Genomic DNA, 23,638 nt, shown 5'->3' on the forward strand with positions numbered 1-23,638 from the left:
GAAAATGCCTAAAAGCCCAGTCACCGTACGGGTGGCGCGGTGGAGCGCCCTGCATCCCTGGCGCGCGATGCTGCTGTGGGTCGTGTTCGTGGTGTTGTGCTTCACGGCCGGCGCGGTGACCGGTACCAGGGAGGCGTCCGACGGCGCGCAGAACCTCGGCGAGTCCAGCCGGGCCGAGGCGATCGTCCGGTCCGGCGACTTCGCCACCCCGGTCGCGACGGAGAACGTCCTCATCACCGCCCGGTCCGGCCCGCTGGACCGGGACACCGCCACCCGGGCAGCCGCAGCGGTGACAAAACGGATGCAGGCGCTACCGGACGTCGGCACCGCCGACGACCCGGTCCCGGCGCCGAAGGGCGACGCGCTGCTGGTCCGCGTCACGATCGAGGGCGACCCGATGACCTCGTTGCAGCGCCTGGCGCCGCTGCTGGCCGCGACCGCGGCCGTGCAGCAGGAGTACCCGTCACTGCGGGTCGAACAGGTCGGCAGTGACTCGATCGACAAGGCGGTCAACGAGATCCTCCGCGAGGACTTCGTGCGCGCCGAGCTGTTCAGCATCCCGGTGACGCTGGCGATCCTGCTGGTGACCTTCGGCGCGCTGATCGCCGCCGGTGTACCCGTCCTGCTGGCCCTGTCCGCGGTGGCCGCGGCGATCGGCCTGTCCGGGGTGGCCTCGCATCTGGTGCCGGCCAACGGCATGGTGAACAGCGTCATCCTGCTCCTCGGGCTGGCCGTCGGGGTCGACTACTCGCTGTTCTACCTGCGCCGCGAACGGGAGGAACGGGCCCGGGGGCGCGGGCACGTCGACGCCGTCGAGATCGCCGCGGCCACCTCCGGGCACGCCGTGGTCGTGTCCGGCATCGCGGTGACCGTGTCGATGGCCGGGTTGTTCCTCGCCGGCGACCCGATCTTCTCGTCGCTGGCGGTCGGCGCGATCCTGGTCGTCGCGATCGCTGTCGCGGGCTCCCTGACCGTGCTGCCGGCGGTCCTGGCCAAGCTGGGCCGCTGGGTCGACCGGCCGCGCGTACCGGTGCTGTGGCGGCTCGCCTCACGCACCGGCACGCCCCGCTTCTGGCCGGCCGTGCTGCGACCGGTGCTCAAACACCCGGCGGCGGCCCTGACCGTGTCGCTGGTCGCGCTGCTCGCCCTCGCCGCGCCGGCTCTCGGCATGAAGCTGAAGAACCCGGGCGAGGCCGATCTGCCCCGTACCGCACCGGTCATGCAGGCCTACGACCGGCTCACCGCGGCGTACCCCAGCACCGGAACGACCCACCTGGTCGCGGTCGAGGCCCCGGCCGCCTCCGCGCCGGCGGTCGCCGAGGCCCTCGACGACCTCGTCTCCCGCACCCGCACGGACGGGCTGTTCTCGCAGGACGGGCTGACCGAGCCGGAGGTCTCCGCCGACCGCACGGTCACCACCCTCGCCGTGGCCACCCCGTACGCCGGCGACAGCGCCGACGCGCGGCGGTCCCTCGACAAGCTCCGCACCCAGCTGCTGCCGGCGACCGTCGGTGCCGTGCCCGGCGCGGAGTACGCCGTAGGCGGCACCGTCGCCGCCGACGGCGACTACAGCCGCCACCTCCGTGAGCGGCTGCCCCTGGTGATCGGGTTCGTGCTCCTGCTCACGTTCGTCGTGATGGTGGCGACCTTCCGCGCGATCGTCGTCGCGCTCAAGGCGATCCTGCTCAACCTGCTCTCGGCCGGGTCGGCCTACGGCCTGCTCGTCTGGGTCTTCCAGTACGACAACCCGTGGGCGGAGAACCTGCTCGGCTTCCGTTCCAACCACGCCGTGGTGGCCTGGTTGCCGCTGCTGCTGTTCGTCATCCTGTTCGGGCTGTCGATGGACTACCACATCTTCGTGGTCAGTCGGATCCGCGAGGCCGTACTGCGTGGTGTCCCCAGCCGGCAGGCCGTCGCCGACGGCATCACCGGCTCCGCCGGCGTCGTGACGAGCGCGGCCATCGTCATGGTCGCGGTCTTCTCGATCTTCGCCACGCTCAGCACCGTCGACATGAAACAACTCGGCGTCGGTCTCGCCGCCGCGATCCTCATCGACGCCACGCTCATCCGCGCCGTCGTCCTGCCCAGCCTGATGATCCTGCTCGGCAGCGCGAACTGGTGGACACCGGCGTTCCTGCGCCGCCGCGGCGAGCCGACGCCGGCACCCCACCACCAGCCCCAGCCGACTCCGGTCGGCTGACCCGACCCGCCACCACACCTAAGGAGCCCCATCATGCTCGAACGATCTCGCCGGTGGCTGCTGGCCGCCGCTGCCCTGACCTCCGGTCTCGCACTGGTCGCCGCCACCGGGCCGTCCACCGCCCGGCCGGCCCGCGCCGGGTTCACCCTGCCCGCGCCGACCGGCCCGGAACGGCTCGGCACGGTCTCCCTGCACCTGGTCGACACCGCCCGTACCGATCCGTGGGTGCCCTCCCATCCGGCCCGCGAGATCATGGCCCAGATCTGGTACCCGGCGCAGAACACCCGCGGCTACCCGGCGGCGCCGTGGTTGTCACCGGGCGCGGTACCGCACTTCGCCGAGGCTTTCGGGCTTCCCGCCGAGACGGTGCGCTCGACGAGCACGCACGGCCGGGTGGGCGCACCGGTGGACCGGAAACCGGGCGGGCGCCCGGTGGTGCTCTACTCGCCCGGCTTGGGCGGTGATCGCGGTACCAGCACCGCCCTGGCCGAGGAATTGGCCGGCCACGGCTACATCGTCGTCACCATCGACCACACCTACGACGCCAGCGAGGTCGAGTTCCCCGGTGGGCGGGTCGAAGTGTCCGCCGTCCCGGCCGAAGTCGACGATCAGGTCATCGCCCAGGCCGTCGCGGTCCGCGAGGCCGACACCCGGTTCGTCCTCGACCAGCTGGCCGCCGTCAACGCCGGCCGCAACCCCGACGCCGGGAACCGGCGGCTTCCCGATGGTCTGCGCGGTGCGTTCGACCTGAACCGCGTCGGCATGTTCGGTCACTCCCTCGGCGGCAGCACCGCCGCCGCCACGATGCACGACGACCCGCGCGTCAAGGCCGGCGTCAACCTGGACGGCACCCTCGTCGGCGCCAGCGCGGTCGCGGGTTCCGACCGGCCGTTCCTGCTGCTGAGCAGCGACCACGGCACCGATCCCGAGGACCCCACCTGGGACACGTTCTGGGCGAACCAGCGAGGCTGGAAAGCCGAACTGAGACTGAACGGCTCGACCCACGGATCGTTCAACGACGGTCAGGTGTTCTACCCCCAGGCCGCCCGGGCGCTCGGCCTCAGTCCCGAGCAGGTGGCCGAGCTGGTCGGCACCCTCGACCCGCGACGCTCCGTCGCCATCCAGCGCGCCTACCTGCGGGCCTTCTTCGACCAGCACCTGCGGCACCGGGACAGCCGGTTGATGCATGGCACCCATCCGCGGTTCCCCGAGATCGAGTTCGTCCGGTAGCGCGGGTCAGCACTGGCCGTCGGCGAGGACGTAGTGGTTCGGGCCGGTCTGGCGCAGCGTGTGCACGGTGAAGGTGTTCCACAGGCCCATCGCCTGGCCGGAACCGTTGGCGTAGGTGTATCCGCCGGACTGGGTGGCCCGCCCCGCCGTGGTGTGCGCGTAGTTGCTCGCGGTGAAGCAGGGCTGCGCGGTGGGGGTGGCCGAGGGGGAGGGGCTGGGTGACGGCGGGGGCGTGCCGCCACCCAGGCCCCAGGACTGGGCGATGTAGTACGACGAGCAGATGGAGTTCAGGTAGTACGCCCCGGTCGTACCGCACTGGTTCTCCGCGCTGCCCGGCGCGACCGGCGTGCCGTGGCCGATGCCCTGCACCGTATAGAGCGAGACCGCGTCGCTGTAGTGCGCCACCGTGGTCGAGCCCGGCAGTGTCGCGGTCGAGGACGGGGTCTGCGGTACGCCCCAGACGTTGGTCCACTGGTCGCGCAGCTCGGTGGCGTTTGCCGGGATCACGGTGGTGTCGGCGGTGCCGTACCAGATGCCGACCCGCGGCCACGGACCGGCGTATCCGGGATTGGCGGCCCGGACCAGGTCACCCCACTGCTTCGGGGTCTTGGTCTGCGCCTGGTACTGGCAGATCGTGCCGCAGTTGTACGGCAGCCCGGCCACGATCGCCCCACCGGCGAACACGTCCGGGTAGGCGGCCAGCATGACCGCGGTCATCGCGCCGCCCGCGGAGAGCCCGGTGACGTAGACCCGCTTCGGGTCGGCCCCGTACGCCCGGACGGCGTGGTCGACCATCTGCCGGATCGACAGCGCCTCGCCCTGGCCCCGGGCGATGTCACCCGCGGTGAACCAGTTGAAGCAGGAGAGCGCGTTGTTGGCGGACGTCTGTTCGGGGAAGACGAGCGCCGCCCGGTACCGGTCGGCGTACTTGGGCCAGCCGGAGTGGCTGTAGTAGTCCGTGGCGCTCTGCGTGCAGCCGTGCAGCGCCACGACCAGCGGGCGGCCGGTGGGCAGGCCGTCCGGGACGTACGAGTACATGCGCAGGGCACCGGGATTGCTGCCGAACGAGCCGACCTGCGTCAGGGAGGCGGCCGCGTTCGCGGGGGAGAACGGGGACGTGACGATGCCGGCGACGGTCAGCACCACGGCGAGCAGTGCCGGCCAGAACCTACGGGGATTCATGTCACGTACGTTACGGAGATGTTAACGGCGGGCCCATGTGGAGCGTCGCCACAACGAGGTGTGTCAATGTGGCGGCCCGTCACTACAGCCAGCTGTAGGACTTTTCCGGTGGTGCGGGGTAGCGGTTCGGCCCGGCGCGGTGCCTAGCGTCAGGTGGCATGAGAACGCTGGCGTACGCGGTGCGGTTGGATGCGGTGTCGAAGGAGTACGGGTCGGGCAAGAACGCGGTACGCGCACTCGACGCGGTGACGGCCGGATTCCCGCGCGGTACGTTCACCGCCGTCATGGGCCCGTCCGGGTCCGGCAAGAGCACGTTCCTGAACTGCGCGGCCGGTCTGGACCGGCCGACGTCGGGCCGGGTCGTGCTGGGTGACACCGAACTGTCCGGCCGGTCCGAGACCGAGTTGACCGAGCTCCGGCGGGACCGGATCGGGTTCGTCTTCCAGGCGTACAACCTGCTCGGCGCGCTGACCGTGGCGGACAACGTCACGCTGCCGGTCCGGTTGGCCGGCCGGCCGGTCGACCCGGAGCAACTGGCGGGTGTCCTCGCCGCGGTCGGGCTCGCCGAGCATCATGACCGCCGCCCGAGCCAGCTCTCCGGCGGACAGCAACAGCGGGTGGCGATCGCCCGAGCTCTGATCAACCGGCCCGACCTGGTCTGCGCCGACGAGCCGACGGGCGCGCTGGACAGCCGCAGCGGCCGCCAGGTCCTGGCACTGCTGCGGAGGATCGTCGACGAGCTGGGGCAGACCGTACTGATGGTCACCCACGATCCGGTCGCGGCCGCGCAGGCCGACACCGTGGTGTTCCTCGCGGACGGCCGGTTGGCCGGCGAGATGAGCCGGCCGTCGGCCGAGAAGATCGCCGAGCGGATGACTCACCTGGGGGAGCGGTGAGCCGCCTGAGGCTGGCCTGGACAACGATCCGGGGACGCAAGGGCGGGTTCGTCGCGGCGTTCGTCGCGGTGCTGTTCGGTTCGGCGGTGATCACCGCCTGCGGGATCCTACTGGAGAGCAGCGAGCGCTCCGGCGTGCCGGCCGAGCGCTACCGGGCCGCCGACGTGGTGGTGGGCGCCCGGCAGGCACTGCCGGTGGCCGACGACGTGGATCCGCGGTACAGCGAGCGGGCCACCCTGCCGGCCGGCCGGCTCGCCGACATCGCCCGGATGCCCGGTGTGCGGGCGGCGATCCCGGACGTCAGTGTCCCGGTCAGCGTCCTGGCGGGGGACGGTGTCCCCACCCGGGGGCACGGCTGGCAGTCCACCGCGCTGGGCTCGTTCACCACGAGCGCCGGCCGGCCCCCGGCCGGGCCGGACGAGGTGGTGCTGGACTCGGTGCTGGCCGAGCGGGCCGGCCTCACCGTCGGCGCGCCGGTACGGCTGGCGGTCGGCTCCGGCACCGCGACCTACCGGGTGACGGGCATCGCGAGCCCGCCCCTGGTCCGCCAGTCGGCGGTGTTCTTCACCGATGACCGGGCCCGGGAACTGACCGGCCAGCCGGACCGGGTGGACGCGATCGGCGTACTGGCCGCACCCGGTGTCAGCGCCGGGGAACTGGCGGACGCCATCGAGGCGGCGGTGTCCGAGGTGGTCGTCTACACCGGCGATGACCGCAGCGAGGCCGAGTTCCTCGACGTCGGCAGCACGCGGTCGTTCCTCAGCGAGCTGTCCCTGGCGTTCGGCGGCAGCATGGTCGTGATCATCATGATCGTGGTGGCGAGCACGCTCGCCCTGTCCGTCCGGCAGCGGCTGCGGGAACTGGCGCTGCTGCGGGCGATCGGCGCGACCCCGAAACAGGTGCTCGGCATGATCGCCGCCGAAACCATGGTGGTGGGCACGCTCGGGGCGGTGCTCGGGGTGATTCCCGGCATCGGGCTGAGCTTCCTCCTCCGGGAGACGTTCCGCCTGGCCGGTGCCTTACCCGGCGATTTCGAACTGTCGATCAGCCCGCTGCCGGTCCTGGTGGCGATCGTGCTGTGCCTGGTCGCCGCCCGCGCGGGGGGCTGGATAGCCGCGCGCCGCGCGGCGCGGCTCCGGCCGGTGGACGCGCTCGGCGAGGCCGCGGTGGAACCGCCGAGGCTCGGATGGTTGCGGATGACCGTCGGCGTGCTGCTGATCCCCGCCGGCCTGGCCACCGCGATCTGGCTGCCGCTGGAGCTGCCCGGCGAGGGCGCCGCGGAGAGCGCCGCCTTCTCGGCGTTCCTGCTCGTCTTCGCCGTCGCGCTGCTGGGGCCGCGCCTGCTCGGCGGCGCCGTCACCGTGCTGGGCCCCTGGCTGAACCGGAGGGCGGGCGTCAGCGGGTACCTCGCCACCGCGAACGCGCACGCCAACTCGCGTCGGCTCGCCGCGGCGACCACCCCGCTGATCATGGGCATCACCCTCGCCGCCGGGCAGCTGTTCAGCGGAACGACCGCGAGCGCCGCCGCACGGGATCAGGCCGCGGACGGGCTGCGCGCCGACTACGTCGTCACCTCCACGTCGGCCGGCGTCTCGCCCGAGCTCGCCGGCCTGCTCCGGGACGTGCCCGGCGTCTCGGCGGTGACCCCGGTGGTACGCACCCGGACGCTGGCACCCATCGCCTCCGGAGACAGCCTTCAGATCAGGACCTACGCGGCGCAGGGTGTCATCGCCGACCGGCTCGCCGAGACCATGGATCTCGCCGTCCTGGCGGGCGACGTCGCGCGGGTGCGGGGCAACACGGTGGCGTTGAGCCGGATCGCGGCCGGCACCCTGGGCGCCGCTCTCGGCGACACCGTCGACCTGCGTCTCGGTGACGGCACGCCGATCCGGCCCACCGTGGTGGCGCTCTACGAGAGAGGGCTCGGCCTCGGTGACGTCACGCTGCCGCACGACCTCGTCCTGGAGCACACCACCGAGCGCCTGGACTTCGCGGTGCTGATCGCGGCGGACGCGGGGAGCGGTGACGCGCTGCGCGACGCCGTGCGGCACCTCCCGACCGTACGGGTCGACGACCGCGAGTCGTTCGTCGCCGCGCAACGCGAGGCCGCCGCCGGCGAGTCGGCGGTCGGCCTCATCCTCAACGCGGTCCTGCTCGGCTACCTCGCGATCGCCGTGGTGAACACGCTGGTGATGGCCACCGCCGCACGCTTCCGCGAGTTCGCCCTGCTGCGGCTCGTCGGCGCCACCCGCCGGCAGGTACTCGCGATGATGCGCAGCGAGACGCGGATCGTCGTCGTCGCAGCCGTGCTCATCGGTACGCTCGCCGCGATCCCGTCCCTCGTCGGCACCAGCCTCGGGCTGACCCGGACGCCGTTCCCGTCCATCCCACCGCACATCTACCTGGGAATCGTCGCGGTCGCCGCGCTGCTCGGCTGGGCCGCCATCATGACCTCGACCCGGATCGCCATGCGGCCGCAACCGGTCGACGCGATCGGCGCTCGCGAGTGACCGCCGGTCAGGCCCGCAGGTACGCGAGGACGGCCAGTACCCGCCGGTGCCCGCTGTCGCTCGGAGCCAGCCCCAGCTTGGCGAAGATGTTGCCGATGTGCTTGTGCACCGCGTTGTCGGTGATGAACAACCGGGCCGCGATCAGGGAGTTGTCGTGTCCCTGCGCCATCAGGTCGAGGATCTCCCGCTCCCGCCGGGTCAGGGTGGTCAGCGGGTTGGCGCGGCGGTTCAGCAGCTGAGCGACCACCTCGGGGTCCAGGGCGGTGCCGCCGGAGGCCACCCGCCGCAGCGCGTCGACGAACTCGTCCACCCGGCTCACCCGGTCCTTGAGCAGGTAACCGACCCCGGTCGGTGCGCTGGACAGCAGCTCCGCGGCGTACTCGTGCTCCACGTACTGGGACAGCACCAGCACCGGCAGCCCGGGATGGTCGCGGCGCGCGCGCAGCGCGGCCCGGATCCCCTCGTCCCGGAACGACGGCGGCAGCCGGACATCCACGATGGTCACATCCGGGCGGTGCTCGTCGACCGCGGCGAGGAAGGCGTCGGCGTCCGCGGCGACCGCCACCACCTCAAAACCTCGGCGGGCCAGCAGCAGCTCCAGGCCGGAGGAGAGCAGCACGTTGTCCTCGGCGATGACTACCCGCACGGCAGCTCCACGGTGAGCGTGGTCGGCCCGCCGGGCGGGCTGGCCACGGTGACGACGCCGTCCAGCGCCTCCGCGCGGCGCCGGATGCCGGCCAGACCGGTGCCGGCCGCCTCGTCCGCCCCGCCGGTGCCGTCGTCGCCGACCACGACACAGAGCCGGTCGCCGCTGCGGTGGGCGCGGACCACAGCCGAGCCGGCCGCGCTGTGCTTGGCCACGTTGGTGAGCGCCTCGGTGACCGCGAAGTACGCCACCGCCTCCACCGCCGCCGGCACGGTGCCCAGCTCGCCGACGTCCACCTCGGTGCTGATCCCGCTGCGAGCAGCAACCGTGCGCAGCGCGCCGGCCAGCCCGCGGTCGGCCAGGATCGGCGGATACATCGTGCGGATCACGTCCCGCAGCTCGGTCATCGCCTCCTCCGTTCCCTCGTGCGCCTCCCGCAGCAGCCGGTCCACCAGCGCCGGGTCGTCCGGCAGGGCGTCGCGGGCCACCGCCAGTCGCATGGCGATCGCGACGAGCCGCGCCTGCGTGCCGTCGTGCAGGTCCCGCTCGATGCGGCGCAGCTCCGCGCCGTGCGCCTCCAGCACGTCCGCCCGGGTCCGGGTCAGCACCTCGACCCGGTCGGCGAGCCGCTCCGCCGGGGACGGGGCGAGCAGCGCCAGCGTAGCCCTGGCATATCCGCCGGCCAGCAGCGGCAACACCAGCAGCACCACCGCGCCGAGTACGCCGATCTGAGCCGCACCGAGTGCCAGTGCCGTGCCCCAGTCCCGCACCGGTATCTCGAACACCAGCCGGGCCGGGTTGTCAGCCGGGAACGCCCACCACAGCGGCGTCACCACCATGGCCGTCAGCAGGTTCCCCGCGCACAGCAGCGTCAGCAGCCCGACCGGCAGACCGGCCACCGCGTGCGCGGGCAACCAGGCCAGATAGCGGTGACGCCGCGGTGGGTCCGGCGGCGACGCGACGCCGCGCATCCGGCCGGCCCGCCGCTGGTGCCACCCGGCCCACGGCCGTCCCACCACGGGCAGCCACAACAGCGGCAGCCCGACCAGCGTCACCGCCGCCGTAGCCAGCGTGCCCAGCAGGTACCAGGTCGCCCGCACTCCCCGTTTCAGCACGCTCCACTTGTACCTGGGCGGGCCGTGCGGGTGCGACCGTCAGCCGGCCAGAGCGTTGCGCGGGCTCTGCGGTGAGCGGGTGCGCCGCTTGCCGGAGGGTTTCGCCAGGTACATCGCCGCGTCAGCCTTCTCGAGGACGCCGTCCGGGGTGTCGCCGGACTCCGCGACCGACAGTCCGACCGTGCCCTTGCCCTGCAACGGGCCACAACTGAGCAGCAGTGGCTCGGTGAACGAGTCCCGTACGGCCTGCGCGGCGACCTCGGCCGCGGCCGGATCCGCATGTGGCAACAGCACCGCGAACTCGTCACCACCGAGGCGCGCGACCGTCGCGGTCTCGTCGACCGCGGACCGGATCCGCTCCGCCACCCCGGCGAGCAACTCGTCGCCGATCGCGTGGCCCAGGGTGTCGTTGACGACCTTGAAGTCGTTGAGGTCGATCAGCAGCATCGCGTACGGCATACCGCTGCTGTGCGCCAGGGTGAGCCGTTCGAACAGCATGCGCCGGTTCGGCAGCCCGGTGAGCAGGTCGAAGTACGCCGCCTTGTGCAGGTGCTCCTCGTACGAGCGCTGCGCGGTCACGTCGAGCAGGGCGAGCACCACGCTGCGGTCCTGGGTGAGTCCCGTCGCCATCGGCACGGTCTGCACCACCACCTGCAGGGTCGAGCCGTCGGCGCGGACCAGCCGCACCTCCTGTTTCGTCCGGCCGGCGCCGGCCGCCACGGTCCGCAGGTTGATCGGCAGCCCCTCGAGGTCCTGCATCTCCAGCTCACCCAGGTCAGGTGCGCCGGCGCCCTGCCAGCCGATCAGCTCGGTCACCGCCGGGTTGGCCAGCACCACGTCGCCCGCGGCGTCGGTGACCACGACCGGGAACGGGAGTTCGGTCAGCACGCCTTCGAGCAACGCGTTCTGGGCCTTCTGCTGCTCCTGGAGCTTGGTCATCAGAGTGCGCGTGCCGTAGACCATGAGGGTGGTGATCGGCAGCGAGATCATCGCGCCGACGACCGGCTTCACGTGCCACGGCAAGGCGACGGCGATCGCCCAGATTCCCAGGTAGCCGGCCTGCGAGAGCAGCAGCCGGGGGAGCGTACCGATCGCCGCGCGGAACAGCACGCACATGAACATCGTATTGATCATCGGCGACACATCGGTCACCTGAGAGAACACGAAGAACGCCGCCGCCAGCTCGACGGCGTCGACCCAGATCGGCAGAGGGCGCGCCCGCGAGAACTCCACGGCACGCAGGGTGAACAGGAACAGCTGTGCCGCCGCGCAGCCCACGGTCGCGGCGACGCCGACGCCCATGTGCCACACCTGCACCGTCAGTCCCACCGAACAGATCGGTAGCGACACCAGGAAGAACAGGCGCAGCGAGCGCATCAGATCCCGCTGCACGAACGACCGTATCCGGGTAGAACCCTTGCGCAGCGAATGTCGGACCATGTCTGGCTTGATCGGCGTGGTGCGCCCCGAACGGAGCCGTATCGGGCGAATTCCCCCGTGGCATAGCTCACCGGGTTCGTCCACCCGCGATGAGTTTCCGGCAGCTGTCCGGTCTACCTGACGACTCGGAGGGAGCTGAAATGCGGATTGCGGTTAACGGTGTCGAATTGTGCGTGGAGACCTTGGGGGACCCGGCGGACCCGCCGGTGCTGCTGATCGGCGTCACCACGCTGAGCTGGCCGGGCGAGCTGTGCGCGGCGCTGACCGGCCGGTATGTGGTGCGTTATGACCTGCGCGATGCCGGCCGGTCGACGTTCGTCGACCCGGACGCGCCCGCCTACGACCTGCGCGACCTGGTGACCGACGCGTCCGAGTTGTTGGTGGCGCTGGACCTGGGGCGTACGCACGTGGCGGGGCTGGGCGTCGGGGGTTTCATCGCGCAACTGCTCGCGCTCGATCACCCCGATCAGGTCGCGTCGCTCACGTTGGTCTCCACCCGCCCGGTCGCGCCCGGTCCGGTCGATCCCGACCTGCCCGACCACGCGCCGGAGATGATGAAACAGCTGTTCGGGCGTCCCGAGCCGGATTGGACCGATCGGAACAGTGTGGTCGACCACATGACCGGTTCCGCACGGCTGATGTCCGGGTCGCGGGGATTCGACGAGCACGATGTACGGGCGACCGCCGGATCGGTCTTCGACCGAACGCAACGCACCGCGAAGGCGCAGCGGGCGAGCCACATCGGCAGCATGTTCGCGGCCATCGACTGCCGGCCGCGCTGGCGCCAGCGGCTCGGCGAGATCACCGCGCCGACCCTGGTGATCCACGGGGACGAGGATCCGTTCTTCCCGCACGGGAACGCGGTGGCGCTGGCCGCCGAGATCCCGGGCGCCACGCTGCTCACCCTGCCCGGCATCGGCCAGGGCGTGCCGCGCGTGACGTGGCCGGCCGTCGTGGAGGCCCTGTTGCGCCACACGTCCTGAGGTCAGGAGCGGCGGAGCGCGGCCGTCATCCTCGTCCGGAACTCGGCGAGGGTGAGGGTCGCCGCGATGCGGTCCTCGACCGGGAAGATCGCGATGTCGGCGTCATCACCCTCCAACTGCGGCAGCCACTCCTCGAGGAACGCCCGCACCGGGATCCGGACAGCGTGCTCGCCGTCGACCTCGCCCTCGTTCTCCAGCCGGGCGACCGTGGCATGCGGCCAGATCGGCAGCAGGGTCCGGCGCGCGCCGTCCTCGGTGAACAGGATCTCGTCCTCGTCGCCCCAGACCCACAGCGCGCCCTTGTCGGCGAGGATCTCGAACGTCGTGGCCACTCGGGCCGCCTCGTCCAGCCCGCGAAGTCGTTCCGCCTGGCCGCGCGAGATGTCATCCGATGCCACTTGACCTCCGTTTATCCGACCACCGATGTTCTGCGGCGATGGTAGCGGCCACGCGCCCCGATCGGAGAGTCACTCTGCGTAATCATCGCTTTGTTATGGTCGTGCCGTGCGGATTCGCGGTTGGGAGGCTCGCCTCGCTCGGGCCCTCACCGCACGGTCGCTGATCCTCATGGCGCTCGCCGTCGTCGGTGTCCAGGCGATCGGCGGTGACGCCGGCAAGCAGCAGTCAGCTACGCGCCCGGCGCCGCCGCGTGCCGCCGCCAGCCCTCCGGTCATCGGCCCCGCGCCCTCGGAACTGGACGCGCTGGCCGGCCCGCCCGGGCCCGCCGACCTGGACGTCATGACCTTCAACCTGCGGTATGCCGACGTCGGGCCCAACTCCTGGGCGCAGCGACGACCGGTGATGCGCTCGCTCCTGAGGGCCGAACGACCGGATCTGATCGGTACCCAGGAAGGGCTCGCCGCCCAGCTGCGCGACATCGACAACGACCTGGGCGTCGGCTACGACCGCATCGGAGTGGGCCGGGAAGGGCGCGACCTCGGCGAACACATGGCGATCTTCTTCGACAACGCCCGGCTGCGCCCTCAGAAGTCCGGGAACTTCTGGCTCTCCGAGACACCGCAGGTTCCGGGATCGATCAGCTGGGGCTCGTTCCGGATCAGGATGGTCACCTGGGTGTTGTTCACCGACCTGGTGACCGGCCGGCGCTTCTACGCCGTCAACACCCACCTGGACAACATCAGCGAGATCGCCCGCCGCCACGGCACCCGGCTGATCATGGATCGGCTCGCCACGTTCGACCCGCTGCCGGTCGTGCTGACCGGCGACTTCAACAGTCCGGCCGAGCCGGCCGGCCCGATCTACCGCCTGCTGACCGGCCCGGCCGGGCTCCGCGACACCTGGACCGCCGCGCCCCGGCGCGGCCCGGAGTACGCCACGATCCACAACTACCAGCCCCCGGTGCCCGGCGGCGAACGCGTCGATTGGATCCTCGCCACGCCCGGCGTCACCGCCGTGGCCGCACTGATGAACACCTACCGCCAGGGAACGCAGTACCCGAGCGATCATCTGCCGGTCCAGGCCCGCCTTCGCCTGCCGTAGCCCGCCGGCCCGCCGGGAGCTGGCAGGATGCTCACTGTGCGTGCCGTGATTCTGGATGCGATCCGAGCCCGGCCGAGGGTGCGGGAGGTGGCCGAGCCCACGGCCCCGGCCGGCGGCGTGGTGGTCCGGGTGATGGCGACCGGGATGTGCCGCAGCGACTGGCACGCCTGGGCCGGACATGACGATGACGTCGTGTTCCCGCACGTACCGGGTCATGAGCTCGCCGGCGTCATCACCGAGGTGGGCGCGGGCGTCAGCCGCTGGCGGACCGGCGACCGGGTGACCGTACCGTTCGTCTGCGGCTGCGGCCGGTGTGAGTGGTGCCGGTCCGGGCAGGCCCAGGTCTGCCCCGACCAGCAGCAACCCGGCTTCACCCACTGGGGATCGTTCGCCGAGTACGTCGCCCTGCACGCCGCGGACACCAACCTGATAGCCGTCCCCGAGCAGGTCAGCTTCGAGGCGGCGGCCGGTCTGGGCTGCCGGTTCGCCACCGCCTACCGGTCTCTCGCCGGTCGTGCACGGCTGGCCGGCGGCGAGTGGGTGACCGTGATCGGCGCCGGCGGCGTCGGACTGAGCGCCGTGATGATCGCCCAGGCGCTGGGCGGCCGGGCGATCGCCGTGGACCGGAACCCGGAGGCTCTCGCCGTGGCCTCCGCGCTCGGCGCCGCGCACACCCTGCGCGCCGACGGCACCGACATCCCGGCCGCGATCGCCGACCTCACCGGCGGCGGCAGCCACGTAGCCATCGACGCGGTCGGCAGCGAGCAGACCTGCGCCGACGCGATCCTCAGCCTGCGCCGCCGGGGCCGCCACATCCAGGTGGGCCTGCTGCCACCGCTGGACGGCCACCCCCGGGTGCCGATGGCGCGGGTCATCGGCTGGGAACTCGATGTGCTGGGCAGCCACGGCATGGCAGCGGCCGACTATCCGGCCATGATGGCGCTCATCGAGAACGGCACCCTGCGCCCCCAGCGACTGATCGAACGCACCGTCGGCCTCGACGAGGCCGCCGAGCTGCTGCCCCGCTTCGACCAGGCGACGGTCGCCGGAATGACCATGATCAACCCCATTTCCGGGTACGCGTGACCGTCCGTCCCGCCGAAGCCGGCCCGTCCCCGCTCTCCCAGCGCGAGCCAGGCTTTCCCTCCCCGCCCCAGCGCGCCCGCCGGGAAACACCATCCCGGGTGATCTTGCTTGGCCCACGCTCAATGCTGTCTCAACGACCGCCAGACAGCACCCACGTTGGGCCCTGTCTAGCCGCCGGCGCCGAACCAGCGGCAGAGGTGGTCGTCCAAGTCCTGCTGGTCGTCACCGATCCAGGCGACGTGGCCGTCGGGGCGCAGCAGGACGGCCGGCACATCCAGTCCCGCGGTGGGATCCGCCACGTAGTCGACCCGGTCCGACCAGCCGCCGACGGTCAGGCGTTCGGTGCGGTCCAGCAGCAGGCCGCGGCCGCGATGCAGCAGATCGTAGAGGCGGCCCTGTTTCACGTCGATGTCGCGCAGCCGGCGGCCGAGCAGATCCGGGCCGTCGCCGAAGTCGTAGCGGATGCCGATCGCCGTGATCTTCTCGATCAGATAGCGGTTCACCTCGTCGAAGTCCATCAGCTTGGTGAGCAGCCTGCGCACGGCCCGCGCACCCGGTTCGGTGGACGACAGCTCCACCTGGGCGCGGGTGTTGTCCAGCACGTCCTCGGCGACCGGGCGGCGTTCGGCCTGATAGGTGTCCAGCAGTGCGTCCGGCGCCCAGCCGCGGATCTGTGCGGCCAGTTTCCAGCCGAGGTTGAACGCGTCCTGAACGCCCAGGTTGAGGCCCTGCCCGCCGGCGGGTGGATGGATGTGCGCCGCGTCGCCGGCCAGCAGCACCCGCCCGACCCGATAACGTTCGGCCAGCCGGGTGGCGTCCCCGAAGCGGGACAGCCAGCGTGGGGAATGCACGCCGAAGTCGGTTCCGGCGATAGTACGCAACTGTTGCTGGAAATCCTCGATAGTGGGCGGTTCCGTGCGGTCGCTGACTCCCGCGGCGGGAACCACGACGCTGTAGGCCCCGGCGCCCGCGGGCCGGATCCAGAATGGCTGCCGGGGCTCGCGGATCGCGGCCACCCGGGCGGCGATCTCCTCCGGCGGCACACCTACCGCCATCTCGCCCATCAGCGTCTCGGTCCGCGACGGCTCGCCGGGGAAGCCGACGCCGAGCAGTTTGCGCACCGTACTGCGCCCGCCGTCACAGCCGACGAGATAGCGCGACCGCAGCCGTTTCCCATCGGCCAGCTCGACGGTCACACCCTCGTCATCCTGCTCGAGACCGGCCACCGCACAACCGCGCCGGACCCGCGCACCCAGTGCGATCGCATGTTCTTCGAGCAGGTGCACGATGACTGGCTGCGGGATGCCCAGCAGATAGGCGTGCGCGGAATCCAGCCCCTCGGGCGCGGGCTTGTCGATGGCGGCGAAGAAGCCAGCGGCCGGACGCCGCCGTCCGCGTTCCAGAATGCGCTCCAGCAGCCCGCGCATCGCCATCAGCTCGATACTGCGAATATGCAGACCGACGATGCGGACGAACGAAGCGGGTTCGGTTTCCTTCTCCAGGACGAGTACCCGCACGTCGTGCAGCCGCAGCTCGGCGGCCAGAACGGCACCGGTCGGCCCGCACCCAGCAATGATCACGTCGAACATGAGGGGCGAGCGATCGATGCCGGGGTTCGGCGAGGGAGGTCCGCTGGCGTAGCCCGCGGCCGTATCGGTCGGCGACGGTTGGGCGGTGAATCGCGGAGAGCGCATAGGTGTGGCCTTTCGGGAGTGCCTGGTTGGCGAGGCGCTCCCGGCGACACCTACATCAATCGCCCGACCGTGACGGCAAGGGGGAGCACCCACATCGATACAGCGTTCATGGGTCTCACCTCCTCGGGCGGTGTCACGATCAGCTGCAAGCTACAAGCCCGGCCTTCACCCCGTCCAGCCCTTTCGGACAGGCCACCGTTCGAGGAGTAGCCGGGCCAGAGAGCCGTCGTGGTCAGGGTCTTGGCCCAACGTGGGTGCTGTCTGGCGGCCGTTGAGACAGCAGTGAGGTTGGGCCAGGCAAGGTCACCGCTTGGGGACCCTGACTACGGAAGCCCACTAGCGGCCACCGGCCGGCCGTGACGGGCGCTACCAACCGTGGGCCGTCACTTTGGCCGCTGGCCAGCAGCCACCGGCTGACCGCAACCGGCGCCGCCGTGCGCCAACCCGTGCGGCGACCGCAGCACGCAGCCAGGCGGCGGTCGCCGTGACCGGCAGGTGATGCTGTTTCCCGGCGGTCGCGGTGGGGCGGTGAGGGAAAGGCGGGCTTGCGCCGGGAGAGCGGGGACGGGTCGGCTTCGGCGGGACGCCGGTCAGCTCTGGTCGTCCTGGGCGTATCGGTCCAGGGCGGAGGTCCACATCCGCGAGATCAGCCGGGCCATCGGCCCAAGGTGCAGCAGGAACAGCATCGGCCGTTGGGAGAGACGGGCTCCGGTGTTGGTCCATTCGACGTGGAGCCGGCTGCCTCCGTCGTCGTCCGGCGTGATGTGGGCGAAGCCGTCGCCGGCTCCGCCGTAGCTGCTCTCCACGACCGTCCAGCGGATCACGGCGGTGTCGGACCAGTCGTAGCGGGAAACCACCCAGAAGGGTGAACCAGGAGTGCTCTCCCGGGCGACCGCCCAGGTGTCGCCCTGCTCGCGTAGCTCGTACTTCTTCGGGTCGAGTGTGCGGTTCCAGATCTGCGGCCGGCGGGCGGTGAAGTCCGTGAGGGCGCGGCGCACCTGCTCGGGCGAGGCCTTCGTCCGGACGTCGAATCGCATTCGACAATCCGAGCACACGCACCCCGGCCCGGTCCACGGGTGTGTAGGCGTCCAGACACGGTTGGGTGGCTCCGTTCCCGGCGGCCGCGCTGGGGCCGGGGGCGGCTGCCGGCTCGCGCTGGGAGAGCGGGGACGGGGTCGATTCGGCGGGACGGCCGGTCACCCGTACCCCGGATAGGCGGGACCGGCGTGCGGACCTTGACCACGGTGGGAGACCTGCAAGGTCTCCCGTCGGACGATGCCGGCCGGTCAGTGGCGGACCACCACCAGAGTGGACGTGCGGTCCAGGGCCGCGTTCAGGGCGGTGTCCAGCGTGTGCGGGTCGAGGGCGCCGAACGTCTCGTCGAGGATGAGTACGGGCGCGCCCTGTAGCAGGGCGCGGGCCAGGAAGACCAGGCTGCGTTCGCCCTCGGAGAGCCGCCAGCCGGTCTCGCCGATGATCTGTGCCATTCCGGCGGGCATCCGGTCGAGCAGGTCGCCCAGGCCGATCGCGCGGCAGACCTCCTCGGCGGACCGCAGGTCCGCGGGTTCCGGCGGCCAGGCGCGGCCCAGCAGTACGTTCATCGCCAGCGGCCCGAGCAGCAGGTGGTTGTGGTCGGCCTGGGGCACGGCGAGCACGGTGCCGGGTGTGGTGCTGGTCAGGTGTAGCCGGCCGGTGGTCGGTTCGAGGGTGCCGGCGAGCAGCGCCGCGAGTGTGGACTTGCCGCTGCCCGAGGGGCCTTCGAGGACGAGCCGGTCCCCGGCGTCGATGCGCAGGTCGATCGGGGGCAGCGCCGCGTGGGCGCGGCCGGGGTAGTGGAAGCCGACGCCGTTCGCCTTGATCGTCACGGTCTCCGGGACAGCCGCGTCGGCGGGCGGCTCGTTCGTGGTCACCGGCAGCAGAGGCCCCAGTTGGGCCCACGCGCAGCGGGCGTCGGCGAGTCCGGCGAGGCCGGTGGAGAGGTGCGCCATCGCGCCGTACGTGAACATCACCGCGAGGGCGCCCGCGGCCCTGGCGGGCGCGGCGGCGCCGGCAGCTACCGACGCGGCGAGCAGTGCCGTGCCGGTCAGGGCCCAGCCGCGCGGGATGAGCACGGTCAGGACGGTCAGGCCGCGGTCCATCGAGGCCGCGAGCGACGTGTACGCGTCCAGCGCGGCCCGCTCGCCGTCATGGCGGTGCTCGGGGTCCTGCTGGACGGCCCGCGTCCGATGCCCGGCGATCTTCTCGGCTAGGTCGTTGCCGAGCGCCAGGCGGGCCGTGGTCCAGGCCATCCGCCGCCGGGTGTACCGGGCGGTCGCCACCGCGGCGGCCACCAGCCAGCCGGTCAGCAGCACCGGTACGGCCGGGCCGAGCGCGGTGGTCAGCAGGACGGCGGCGAGCACGAGTTCCACCGCCGCCGCGAGCCCGCGCAACGCCCCGCCGGTGGCCAGGTCCTCCAGGCTCTCCGTCTCCAGCACCCGGCCGAGCAGGTGGCCGGTGCCTTCCCGGCGTACCGCGGCGGGGTCCAGCCCGAGGGCGCCGCGCAGCAACCGGCGGCGCAGCCGGGCGCCGGCGATGACGGCCAGCGCCGACTGCAGGTGGCTGGTGACGGCGCGGCAGCCGAGGCCGGCCGCCATCGTGACCGCCCACGCGGCGATCACCGTGCCGGTGAGCTCGCCGGCGAATGTGGCGCCGCCCAGGATGATCCAGGAGTAGAGGAACAGACCGTACTGGCCGGCGTGTGCGACCAGGACGGCGGCGAGGAGCGCGACCAGGCGGGTCATCGTGTGCCGCCCAGGGTGATCCGCCGCCAGGACGGGTCCCGGAAGCGGTCGGCGACGGCCTGCTCGGCGTCCAGCAGGCCGCGCAGGTACGAATCGGGCTTGCCGGCGAGCGCCTCGGGATTGTCGTCCTCCACGATCCGCCCGTCCGCCACCACCAGGACCCGGTCGAAGTCGAGGGCGTCGGCGACGTCGTGGGTGACGTACAGCAGGGTCGCCGCCGGCCACCAGCGGCGGGCCCGGCGCAGCAGGTCGCGGCGCTGGTCACGGCCGAGGCCGCGGAACGGTTCGTCGAGCACCGCGAGGCGTACGCCGGAGCGCAGCCGTGCCCGGGCCAGCCGGACCCGCTGAGCCTCCCCGCCGGAGAGCAGGCCGCCGCGTTCGCCGAGCGGCCCGCTCCTCCCCGCGGCGACCTCGGTCAGGTAGGTGTCGTCCAGGACCTCCTCCGGTACGCCGGCGCCGGGAGCGCCGCCGTAGGTGAGGTTGTCGGCGAGCGAGCGGTTCCAGAGCGTGACGGTGGGATCCACCCAGGCGGTGTGCCGGCGCAACCACGCCAGGTTTCCGGCGTCCAGCGGCGCCCCGTCCACGAGCACCCGGCCCCGCGCGGGCCGGTGCCAGCCGAGCAGGAGCCCGGCCAGGGTGGACTTGCCCGAGCCCGAGCGGCCCACCACCGCCACCTGGGAGCCGGCCGGTATCGACAGGCCGGCCACCGACAGGACCGGCTGACCGCCGGACACCACCTCGACGCCGCTCAGGTGTACCGCCACGCCGGTCCCGCCGTGACGGGCCGGCGTCGGCGTGTGCTCGACCGGGGTGGCGAAGGGTTCGATCGCCCGCAGCACCGCGCCCCGGTAGGACGGGTACCGCCGCACGAGCGCGCCGAGTTGCTGGCCGAGCGCGGGCAGCCCCACCGCCCAGTAGGCCAGCAGCAGGAACATCGCCGGATCGGACACCCGGTCGTGCGCGGCGGTCAGCAGCCAGGCGGTGCACGCGAGGCCGGCACCCGCCTGCACGAGCTCGGCGGTGAGCGCTGTGCGGTGCACCGCGCGTACGGCGGAGGCCCAGGCGCCGAGCATGCGGCCGTGTTCGCCCTCGATGAGCCGGCCGGCGCGGTGCGCGCGGATCGGCACGACACCGATCAGAGCGTCCAGGTAGAACCGGGCTACCGCGCCGACGTGCGTACGCCGGCGCAGGTCACGTTCGGCCTGCGCGGGAAGCAGCACCAGACCGGCCGCGGCGCTCGCCAGCACGGCGATCGACGCGGGTAGCGCGCTGCCGGGATCGATCACCGCGATGACCACCGGGAGCAGCACCAGCAGGGTGCCCAGGCGGGCGGTGTCCAGGGCGAGCAGCGGCAGCTCACGGAGCCGGTGCAGCCGGTGTGCCCGCTCGGCGAGGTCGGACAGCGGGCGGCTGTTCAGGTAGCGGTCCGGCAGGTCGGGCAGGCGGCGCAGCAGACCGGCCCGCAGCGCGGTCTCCAGGCGGCGGCCCACGCCGGCCGCCGCGGCGAGCAGGGCACCGTCCAGGATCAGCAGGATTGTGGCGAGTGCCAGCAGGGCGGCGAGGGTCCAGCCGGGCGCGGGCCCTGGAGAGATCAGCGTACGCATCAGCACCGCCTCGGCCAGCACGCCGGCGGTGGCCGCGACCGCACCGACTCCGATGGCGGCGAGCCGGTGCCCGGAACCGCGCAGCCAGTCGCGCAGGAAGCGGCCGGGGCCGGGGTCGCGCTGGGTGAGCGCCGCCCGCAGGTCGGCGGGCAACTCGTCGGGGGCGGGTGGCTGTGCGGTGCGGCCGGGCGCCCGTACCAGCACGGCGCCGCGGATCGTGACGGCGCCGGGGTCGCCGGGCGTGCGGCGGGCGAACCAGTGCCGCTGGTCGACGGCTCCGGGCTCGGCGACCAGCCGGGCGATCTCGCCGGCCGCGGCGTGGCGGCGGAACCCGCCTGCACCGGCCTGGCGTACGGCGGCGTCCAGCGCGGCAAGGGCATGCCAGCCGGGCGCGTCGCCCGCCGCGGCGACGAGCGCCTCGGCAGACGAAGCCGGTACGCCCAGCCGGTCCAGCTGGCGCAGCAGCGGCCGCCGCAGCGCGTCCGAGCGCGCCCAGGCCTCGAACGCCTCGGCGCCGACGGCGAACTCGTGCACGTGGACGTCGCCGAGGAACCGCCGGACCGGCACCCAGGTACGCCCGGCCGCCGGATCCATGACCTGCAACACGCCGCCGTGCCGCCGCCAGGCCACCACGAAGTGGGTGAGCCCGGACGGCTGCCGGGTGACCACGATCGCGGGCAGCGCGCCGGCCTCCGGCAGCGCCAGATGGTCGACCGGCATCATCACCTGCTCGGCGTCCAGGCCGAGCAGGGCGGCCGCGTCCTGCACCGCGTCGATCGAGGTGCCGTCGACGTCGGTCTGGCAGGCGTCGCGCAGGCGGGCGTAGCTCGCCCGGACGCCGTACCCGCCGAGCAGGCAGGCCAGCGCCGCGGGACCGCAGTCCATGCCGGAGGTCTGCACCACCTCCGGCGCCAGGAACCGGCGCGCGCCCACCGGGTCAGGCCGCCGATCCGACGGTCAGCGCGGCGAGGTTGGCGGCGGCGGCCGTCACCGCCGGGTGCTCCGGCGCGAGCGCCGCCGACAGGACGTGGTGCGCGGCGGCGGACAGCTCGGTGGCGGAGGCCAGGTCGCCCCGGTCGGCGAGCACGGTCGCCAGGTTGTTCAGGGTGAGGCCGACCTCGGGGTGGGCCGGCCCGAGCGTACGGCGCTTGCCGTCCAGCGCCCGCCGGTAGAGGCCCTCGGCCCGCGCGAGAGCACCGCTGGCGGCCGTCACGGCGGCCAGGTTGTGCAGGTTGACCACGACCTCGTAGTGATCGTCGCCGTAGCGGGCGGCGAAGTAGTCGACCGCGCGGCGCAGCAGCGGCTCCGCCTCGGCGAACCTGCCCTGCTCCTGCAACAGGGCGGCCAGGTGGGCCTCGTCGGCGACGACCACCGGATGATCGGCCGGGAACGCCGCCCGGTTCAGCTCCAGCGACCGCCGGGCGTACGGCTCACCGTCGGCGGCGCGCCCGCGGCTGTGTGCCAGGCCGGCCAGGTTGTGGAACAGCCCGGCCAGCCGCGGGTCGTCCGGCCCGTACGCGTCGCTCAGCACGGTCAGCGCCCGGCGGTAGTACACCTCGGCGTCGTCGAACCGGCCGGCGAACTTGCACAGGATGCCGATCTCGTTCCAGATCGACGCCAGCTCCACCTCGGCGTACTCCGGCGCGGCGATCGCGAGCGCCGCCTCGTACACCTCGCCGGCCGCGGCGTAGCGGCCCTGCCGGCGCAGGTTGCCGGCCAGGCCGGAAAGCGCTTGAATCTCCAGCCGCAACAGGTCGCCGCCGGTGTCCGGCAGCGCCGACATCACCGTGACGGCCCGCCGGTGGCACGCCTCGGCGGCGGCGTGATCGCCCAGCTCGTCGTGGGCCGTGCCGAGCGCGGTGAGCACGTTCGCCACGTCGGGGTGGCCCGCGCCGGCGTGCTCCTCGAGCAGCGCCAGCGCGCGCCGGCACAGCCGCACGGCCTCCGGGTAGCGGTGATCTGCGGACGCCGCCAGGGCGCGCTCGTGCAGCGCGATCGCGTCGCCGATCGGATCCGGAACGGTCATCAGGCTTGTCTCCGCCACCCGGTGCACCGGTCAGCCCAGCCGCGCGACGGTCTGGCTGTGCTGCTGACTCTGGTATCCGCCGTTCCGGCCGGCCCGGACCTGGGTCCGGACGTGCAGGGCCTGGCTGTGCTGCTGACTCTGGTAGCCCTCGTCGTTCCGGCCGGCCCGGATCCGGGTCCGGACGGTCAGCGCCTGGCTGTGCTGCTGGGACTCGTAGCCCTCATCGGCTTTGCCGGCACGCACCCGGGTACGGACGACGAGACCCGGCTTGACCGCCTCGCTCGCGTCCTCTGGCTTCTTGTTCGTCTTCGACACGGTGATTCCCCTTCGGGTGATCGGGATGCGGCAGCAGTTTCAGCGATCTCACTTGCAGCTCACTGGCAGCCGGTCCTCGGCGGCGCAGTGCCGGTCCACCAGCCGGCGTACCCGCACCACCCGGTCGGTGAGGACGCCGGCGCCGGTGCCGTGTGCGGTGACGAACGCGGCCTGCTCGTCGGCGCGGCTCATGGCCACCCGTAGCTGGGCGTGGCCGATCTGCACGGCGGCCGCCCACCCGGGCAGGGCCGGGTCGCTCCAGCGCCGGATGTGCTGGGCCAGGTGGCCGGAGAGGACCGTCCAGGACCGCGCCAGGTCGGCGCCCCGGTCGAGGTCTGCCGGGTCCAGGTCGTCGAGCGCGTCGGCCAGTCGCGCGAGGTCTCGTCGTACCGCGTGGTCGACGTACCGGGCGTCAGTGTCCATGCGCGGAC

19 protein-coding genes are annotated in these 23,638 nt (G+C 72.6%); 7 read left to right on the forward strand and 12 right to left on the reverse strand.

The window, feature by feature from the left end; all coding sequences use genetic code 11:
* Window positions 1–4 precede the first annotated feature (4 nt).
* On the forward strand, window positions 5–2,200 hold the full coding sequence (locus tag I4J89_RS31845; RefSeq protein WP_196417830.1) for an MMPL family transporter: 2,196 nt from the start codon (window positions 5–7) through the stop codon (window positions 2,198–2,200).
* A gap of 33 nt (window positions 2,201–2,233) precedes the next feature.
* A complete protein-coding gene (locus tag I4J89_RS31850; protein WP_196417831.1) occupies window positions 2,234–3,430 on the forward strand; it encodes an alpha/beta hydrolase family protein in 1,197 nt (398 codons plus the stop codon).
* A gap of 6 nt (window positions 3,431–3,436) precedes the next feature.
* Here I4J89_RS31850 and I4J89_RS31855 read toward each other — a convergent pair whose 3' ends face one another.
* Window positions 3,437–4,612, reverse strand: a complete 1,176-nt coding sequence (locus tag I4J89_RS31855) for an extracellular catalytic domain type 1 short-chain-length polyhydroxyalkanoate depolymerase (RefSeq protein ID WP_196417832.1) — start codon at window positions 4,610–4,612, stop codon at window positions 3,437–3,439.
* A gap of 158 nt (window positions 4,613–4,770) precedes the next feature.
* Between I4J89_RS31855 and I4J89_RS31860 the strand changes: the two genes are divergently transcribed.
* Both I4J89_RS31860 and I4J89_RS31865 read left to right on the forward strand, forming a co-directional pair.
* Entirely contained in the window at window positions 4,771–5,508 is a 738-nt protein-coding gene (locus I4J89_RS31860; RefSeq protein WP_196417833.1) for an ABC transporter ATP-binding protein, read from the forward strand.
* Window positions 5,505–8,018, forward strand: a complete 2,514-nt coding sequence (locus I4J89_RS31865) for an FtsX-like permease family protein (RefSeq protein ID WP_196417834.1) — start codon at window positions 5,505–5,507, stop codon at window positions 8,016–8,018. The genes I4J89_RS31860 and I4J89_RS31865 overlap by 4 nt, the downstream gene beginning before the upstream one ends.
* Window positions 8,019–8,025: 7 nt before the next feature.
* On the opposite strand, the gene I4J89_RS31870 is transcribed toward I4J89_RS31865, so the two are convergent.
* The 3 genes from I4J89_RS31870 to I4J89_RS31880 are packed head-to-tail and all read right to left on the reverse strand — an operon-like array spanning window position 8,026 to window position 11,219.
* Complete coding sequence (locus I4J89_RS31870; protein WP_196417835.1) at window positions 8,026–8,664, reverse strand: response regulator; 639 nt, start codon at window positions 8,662–8,664, stop codon at window positions 8,026–8,028.
* A complete protein-coding gene (locus I4J89_RS31875) occupies window positions 8,655–9,779 on the reverse strand; it encodes a sensor histidine kinase (protein WP_309238556.1) in 1,125 nt (374 codons plus the stop codon). The genes I4J89_RS31870 and I4J89_RS31875 overlap by 10 nt, the downstream gene beginning before the upstream one ends.
* A gap of 39 nt (window positions 9,780–9,818) precedes the next feature.
* On the reverse strand, window positions 9,819–11,219 hold the full coding sequence (locus I4J89_RS31880; RefSeq protein ID WP_196417836.1) for a sensor domain-containing diguanylate cyclase: 1,401 nt from the start codon (window positions 11,217–11,219) through the stop codon (window positions 9,819–9,821).
* A gap of 140 nt (window positions 11,220–11,359) precedes the next feature.
* Between I4J89_RS31880 and I4J89_RS31885 the strand changes: the two genes are divergently transcribed.
* Window positions 11,360–12,202, forward strand: a complete 843-nt coding sequence (locus I4J89_RS31885) for an alpha/beta fold hydrolase (RefSeq protein ID WP_196417837.1) — start codon at window positions 11,360–11,362, stop codon at window positions 12,200–12,202.
* A gap of 2 nt (window positions 12,203–12,204) precedes the next feature.
* Here the strand turns inward: I4J89_RS31885 and I4J89_RS31890 are convergent, their stop codons facing one another.
* Window positions 12,205–12,600 carry a DUF2750 domain-containing protein gene (locus I4J89_RS31890; RefSeq protein WP_196417838.1) on the reverse strand — a complete coding sequence of 132 codons (396 nt, stop codon included), beginning with the start codon at window positions 12,598–12,600 and terminating at the stop codon, window positions 12,205–12,207.
* 106 nt (window positions 12,601–12,706) lie between these two features.
* On the opposite strand from I4J89_RS31890, the gene I4J89_RS31895 reads away from it, so the two are divergent.
* Together I4J89_RS31895 and I4J89_RS31900 are read left to right on the forward strand one after the other, a co-directional pair.
* Window positions 12,707–13,702 carry an endonuclease/exonuclease/phosphatase family protein gene (locus tag I4J89_RS31895; protein WP_309238557.1) on the forward strand — a complete coding sequence of 332 codons (996 nt, stop codon included), beginning with the start codon at window positions 12,707–12,709 and terminating at the stop codon, window positions 13,700–13,702.
* 87 nt (window positions 13,703–13,789) lie between these two features.
* Window positions 13,790–14,788, forward strand: a complete 999-nt coding sequence (locus I4J89_RS31900; protein ID WP_309238558.1) for a zinc-dependent alcohol dehydrogenase family protein — start codon at window positions 13,790–13,792, stop codon at window positions 14,786–14,788.
* A gap of 167 nt (window positions 14,789–14,955) precedes the next feature.
* Here I4J89_RS31900 and rox read toward each other — a convergent pair whose 3' ends face one another.
* From rox to I4J89_RS31935, 7 genes are all read right to left on the reverse strand, one after another.
* The gene (gene rox, locus I4J89_RS31905; protein ID WP_230859949.1) at window positions 14,956–16,377 is read right to left on the reverse strand and encodes a rifampin monooxygenase; all 1,422 of its coding nucleotides are present in this window, start codon (window positions 16,375–16,377) and stop codon (window positions 14,956–14,958) included.
* Between the two features lie 695 nt (window positions 16,378–17,072).
* A complete protein-coding gene (locus I4J89_RS31910; RefSeq protein WP_196417840.1) occupies window positions 17,073–17,519 on the reverse strand; it encodes an SRPBCC family protein in 447 nt (148 codons plus the stop codon).
* 249 nt (window positions 17,520–17,768) lie between these two features.
* Window positions 17,769–19,262: an ATP-binding cassette domain-containing protein gene (locus tag I4J89_RS31915; RefSeq protein ID WP_196417841.1), complete on the reverse strand. Its 1,494-nt coding sequence runs from the start codon at window positions 19,260–19,262 to the stop codon at window positions 17,769–17,771.
* Entirely contained in the window at window positions 19,259–21,799 is a 2,541-nt protein-coding gene (locus I4J89_RS31920) for an ATP-binding cassette domain-containing protein (RefSeq protein WP_196417842.1), read from the reverse strand. Before I4J89_RS31920 ends, I4J89_RS31915 begins: the two co-directional genes overlap by 4 nt.
* 4 nt (window positions 21,800–21,803) lie before the next feature.
* Window positions 21,804–22,892 (reverse strand): tetratricopeptide repeat protein, encoded by a 1,089-nt coding sequence (locus I4J89_RS31925; RefSeq protein ID WP_196417843.1) that lies wholly within the window; start codon window positions 22,890–22,892, stop codon window positions 21,804–21,806.
* Window positions 22,893–22,922: 30 nt separating this feature from the next.
* The gene (locus I4J89_RS31930) at window positions 22,923–23,207 is read right to left on the reverse strand and encodes a hypothetical protein (protein ID WP_196417844.1); all 285 of its coding nucleotides are present in this window, start codon (window positions 23,205–23,207) and stop codon (window positions 22,923–22,925) included.
* Window positions 23,208–23,255: 48 nt separating this feature from the next.
* Window positions 23,256–23,630, reverse strand: coding sequence for a hypothetical protein (locus I4J89_RS31935; RefSeq protein ID WP_196417845.1), 375 nt, complete (start codon window positions 23,628–23,630; stop codon window positions 23,256–23,258).
* Window positions 23,631–23,638 lie beyond the last annotated feature (8 nt).

The sequence above is a fragment of the Actinoplanes aureus genome, from assembly GCF_015704865.1.
GTDB lineage: Bacteria > Actinomycetota > Actinomycetes > Mycobacteriales > Micromonosporaceae > Actinoplanes > Actinoplanes aureus.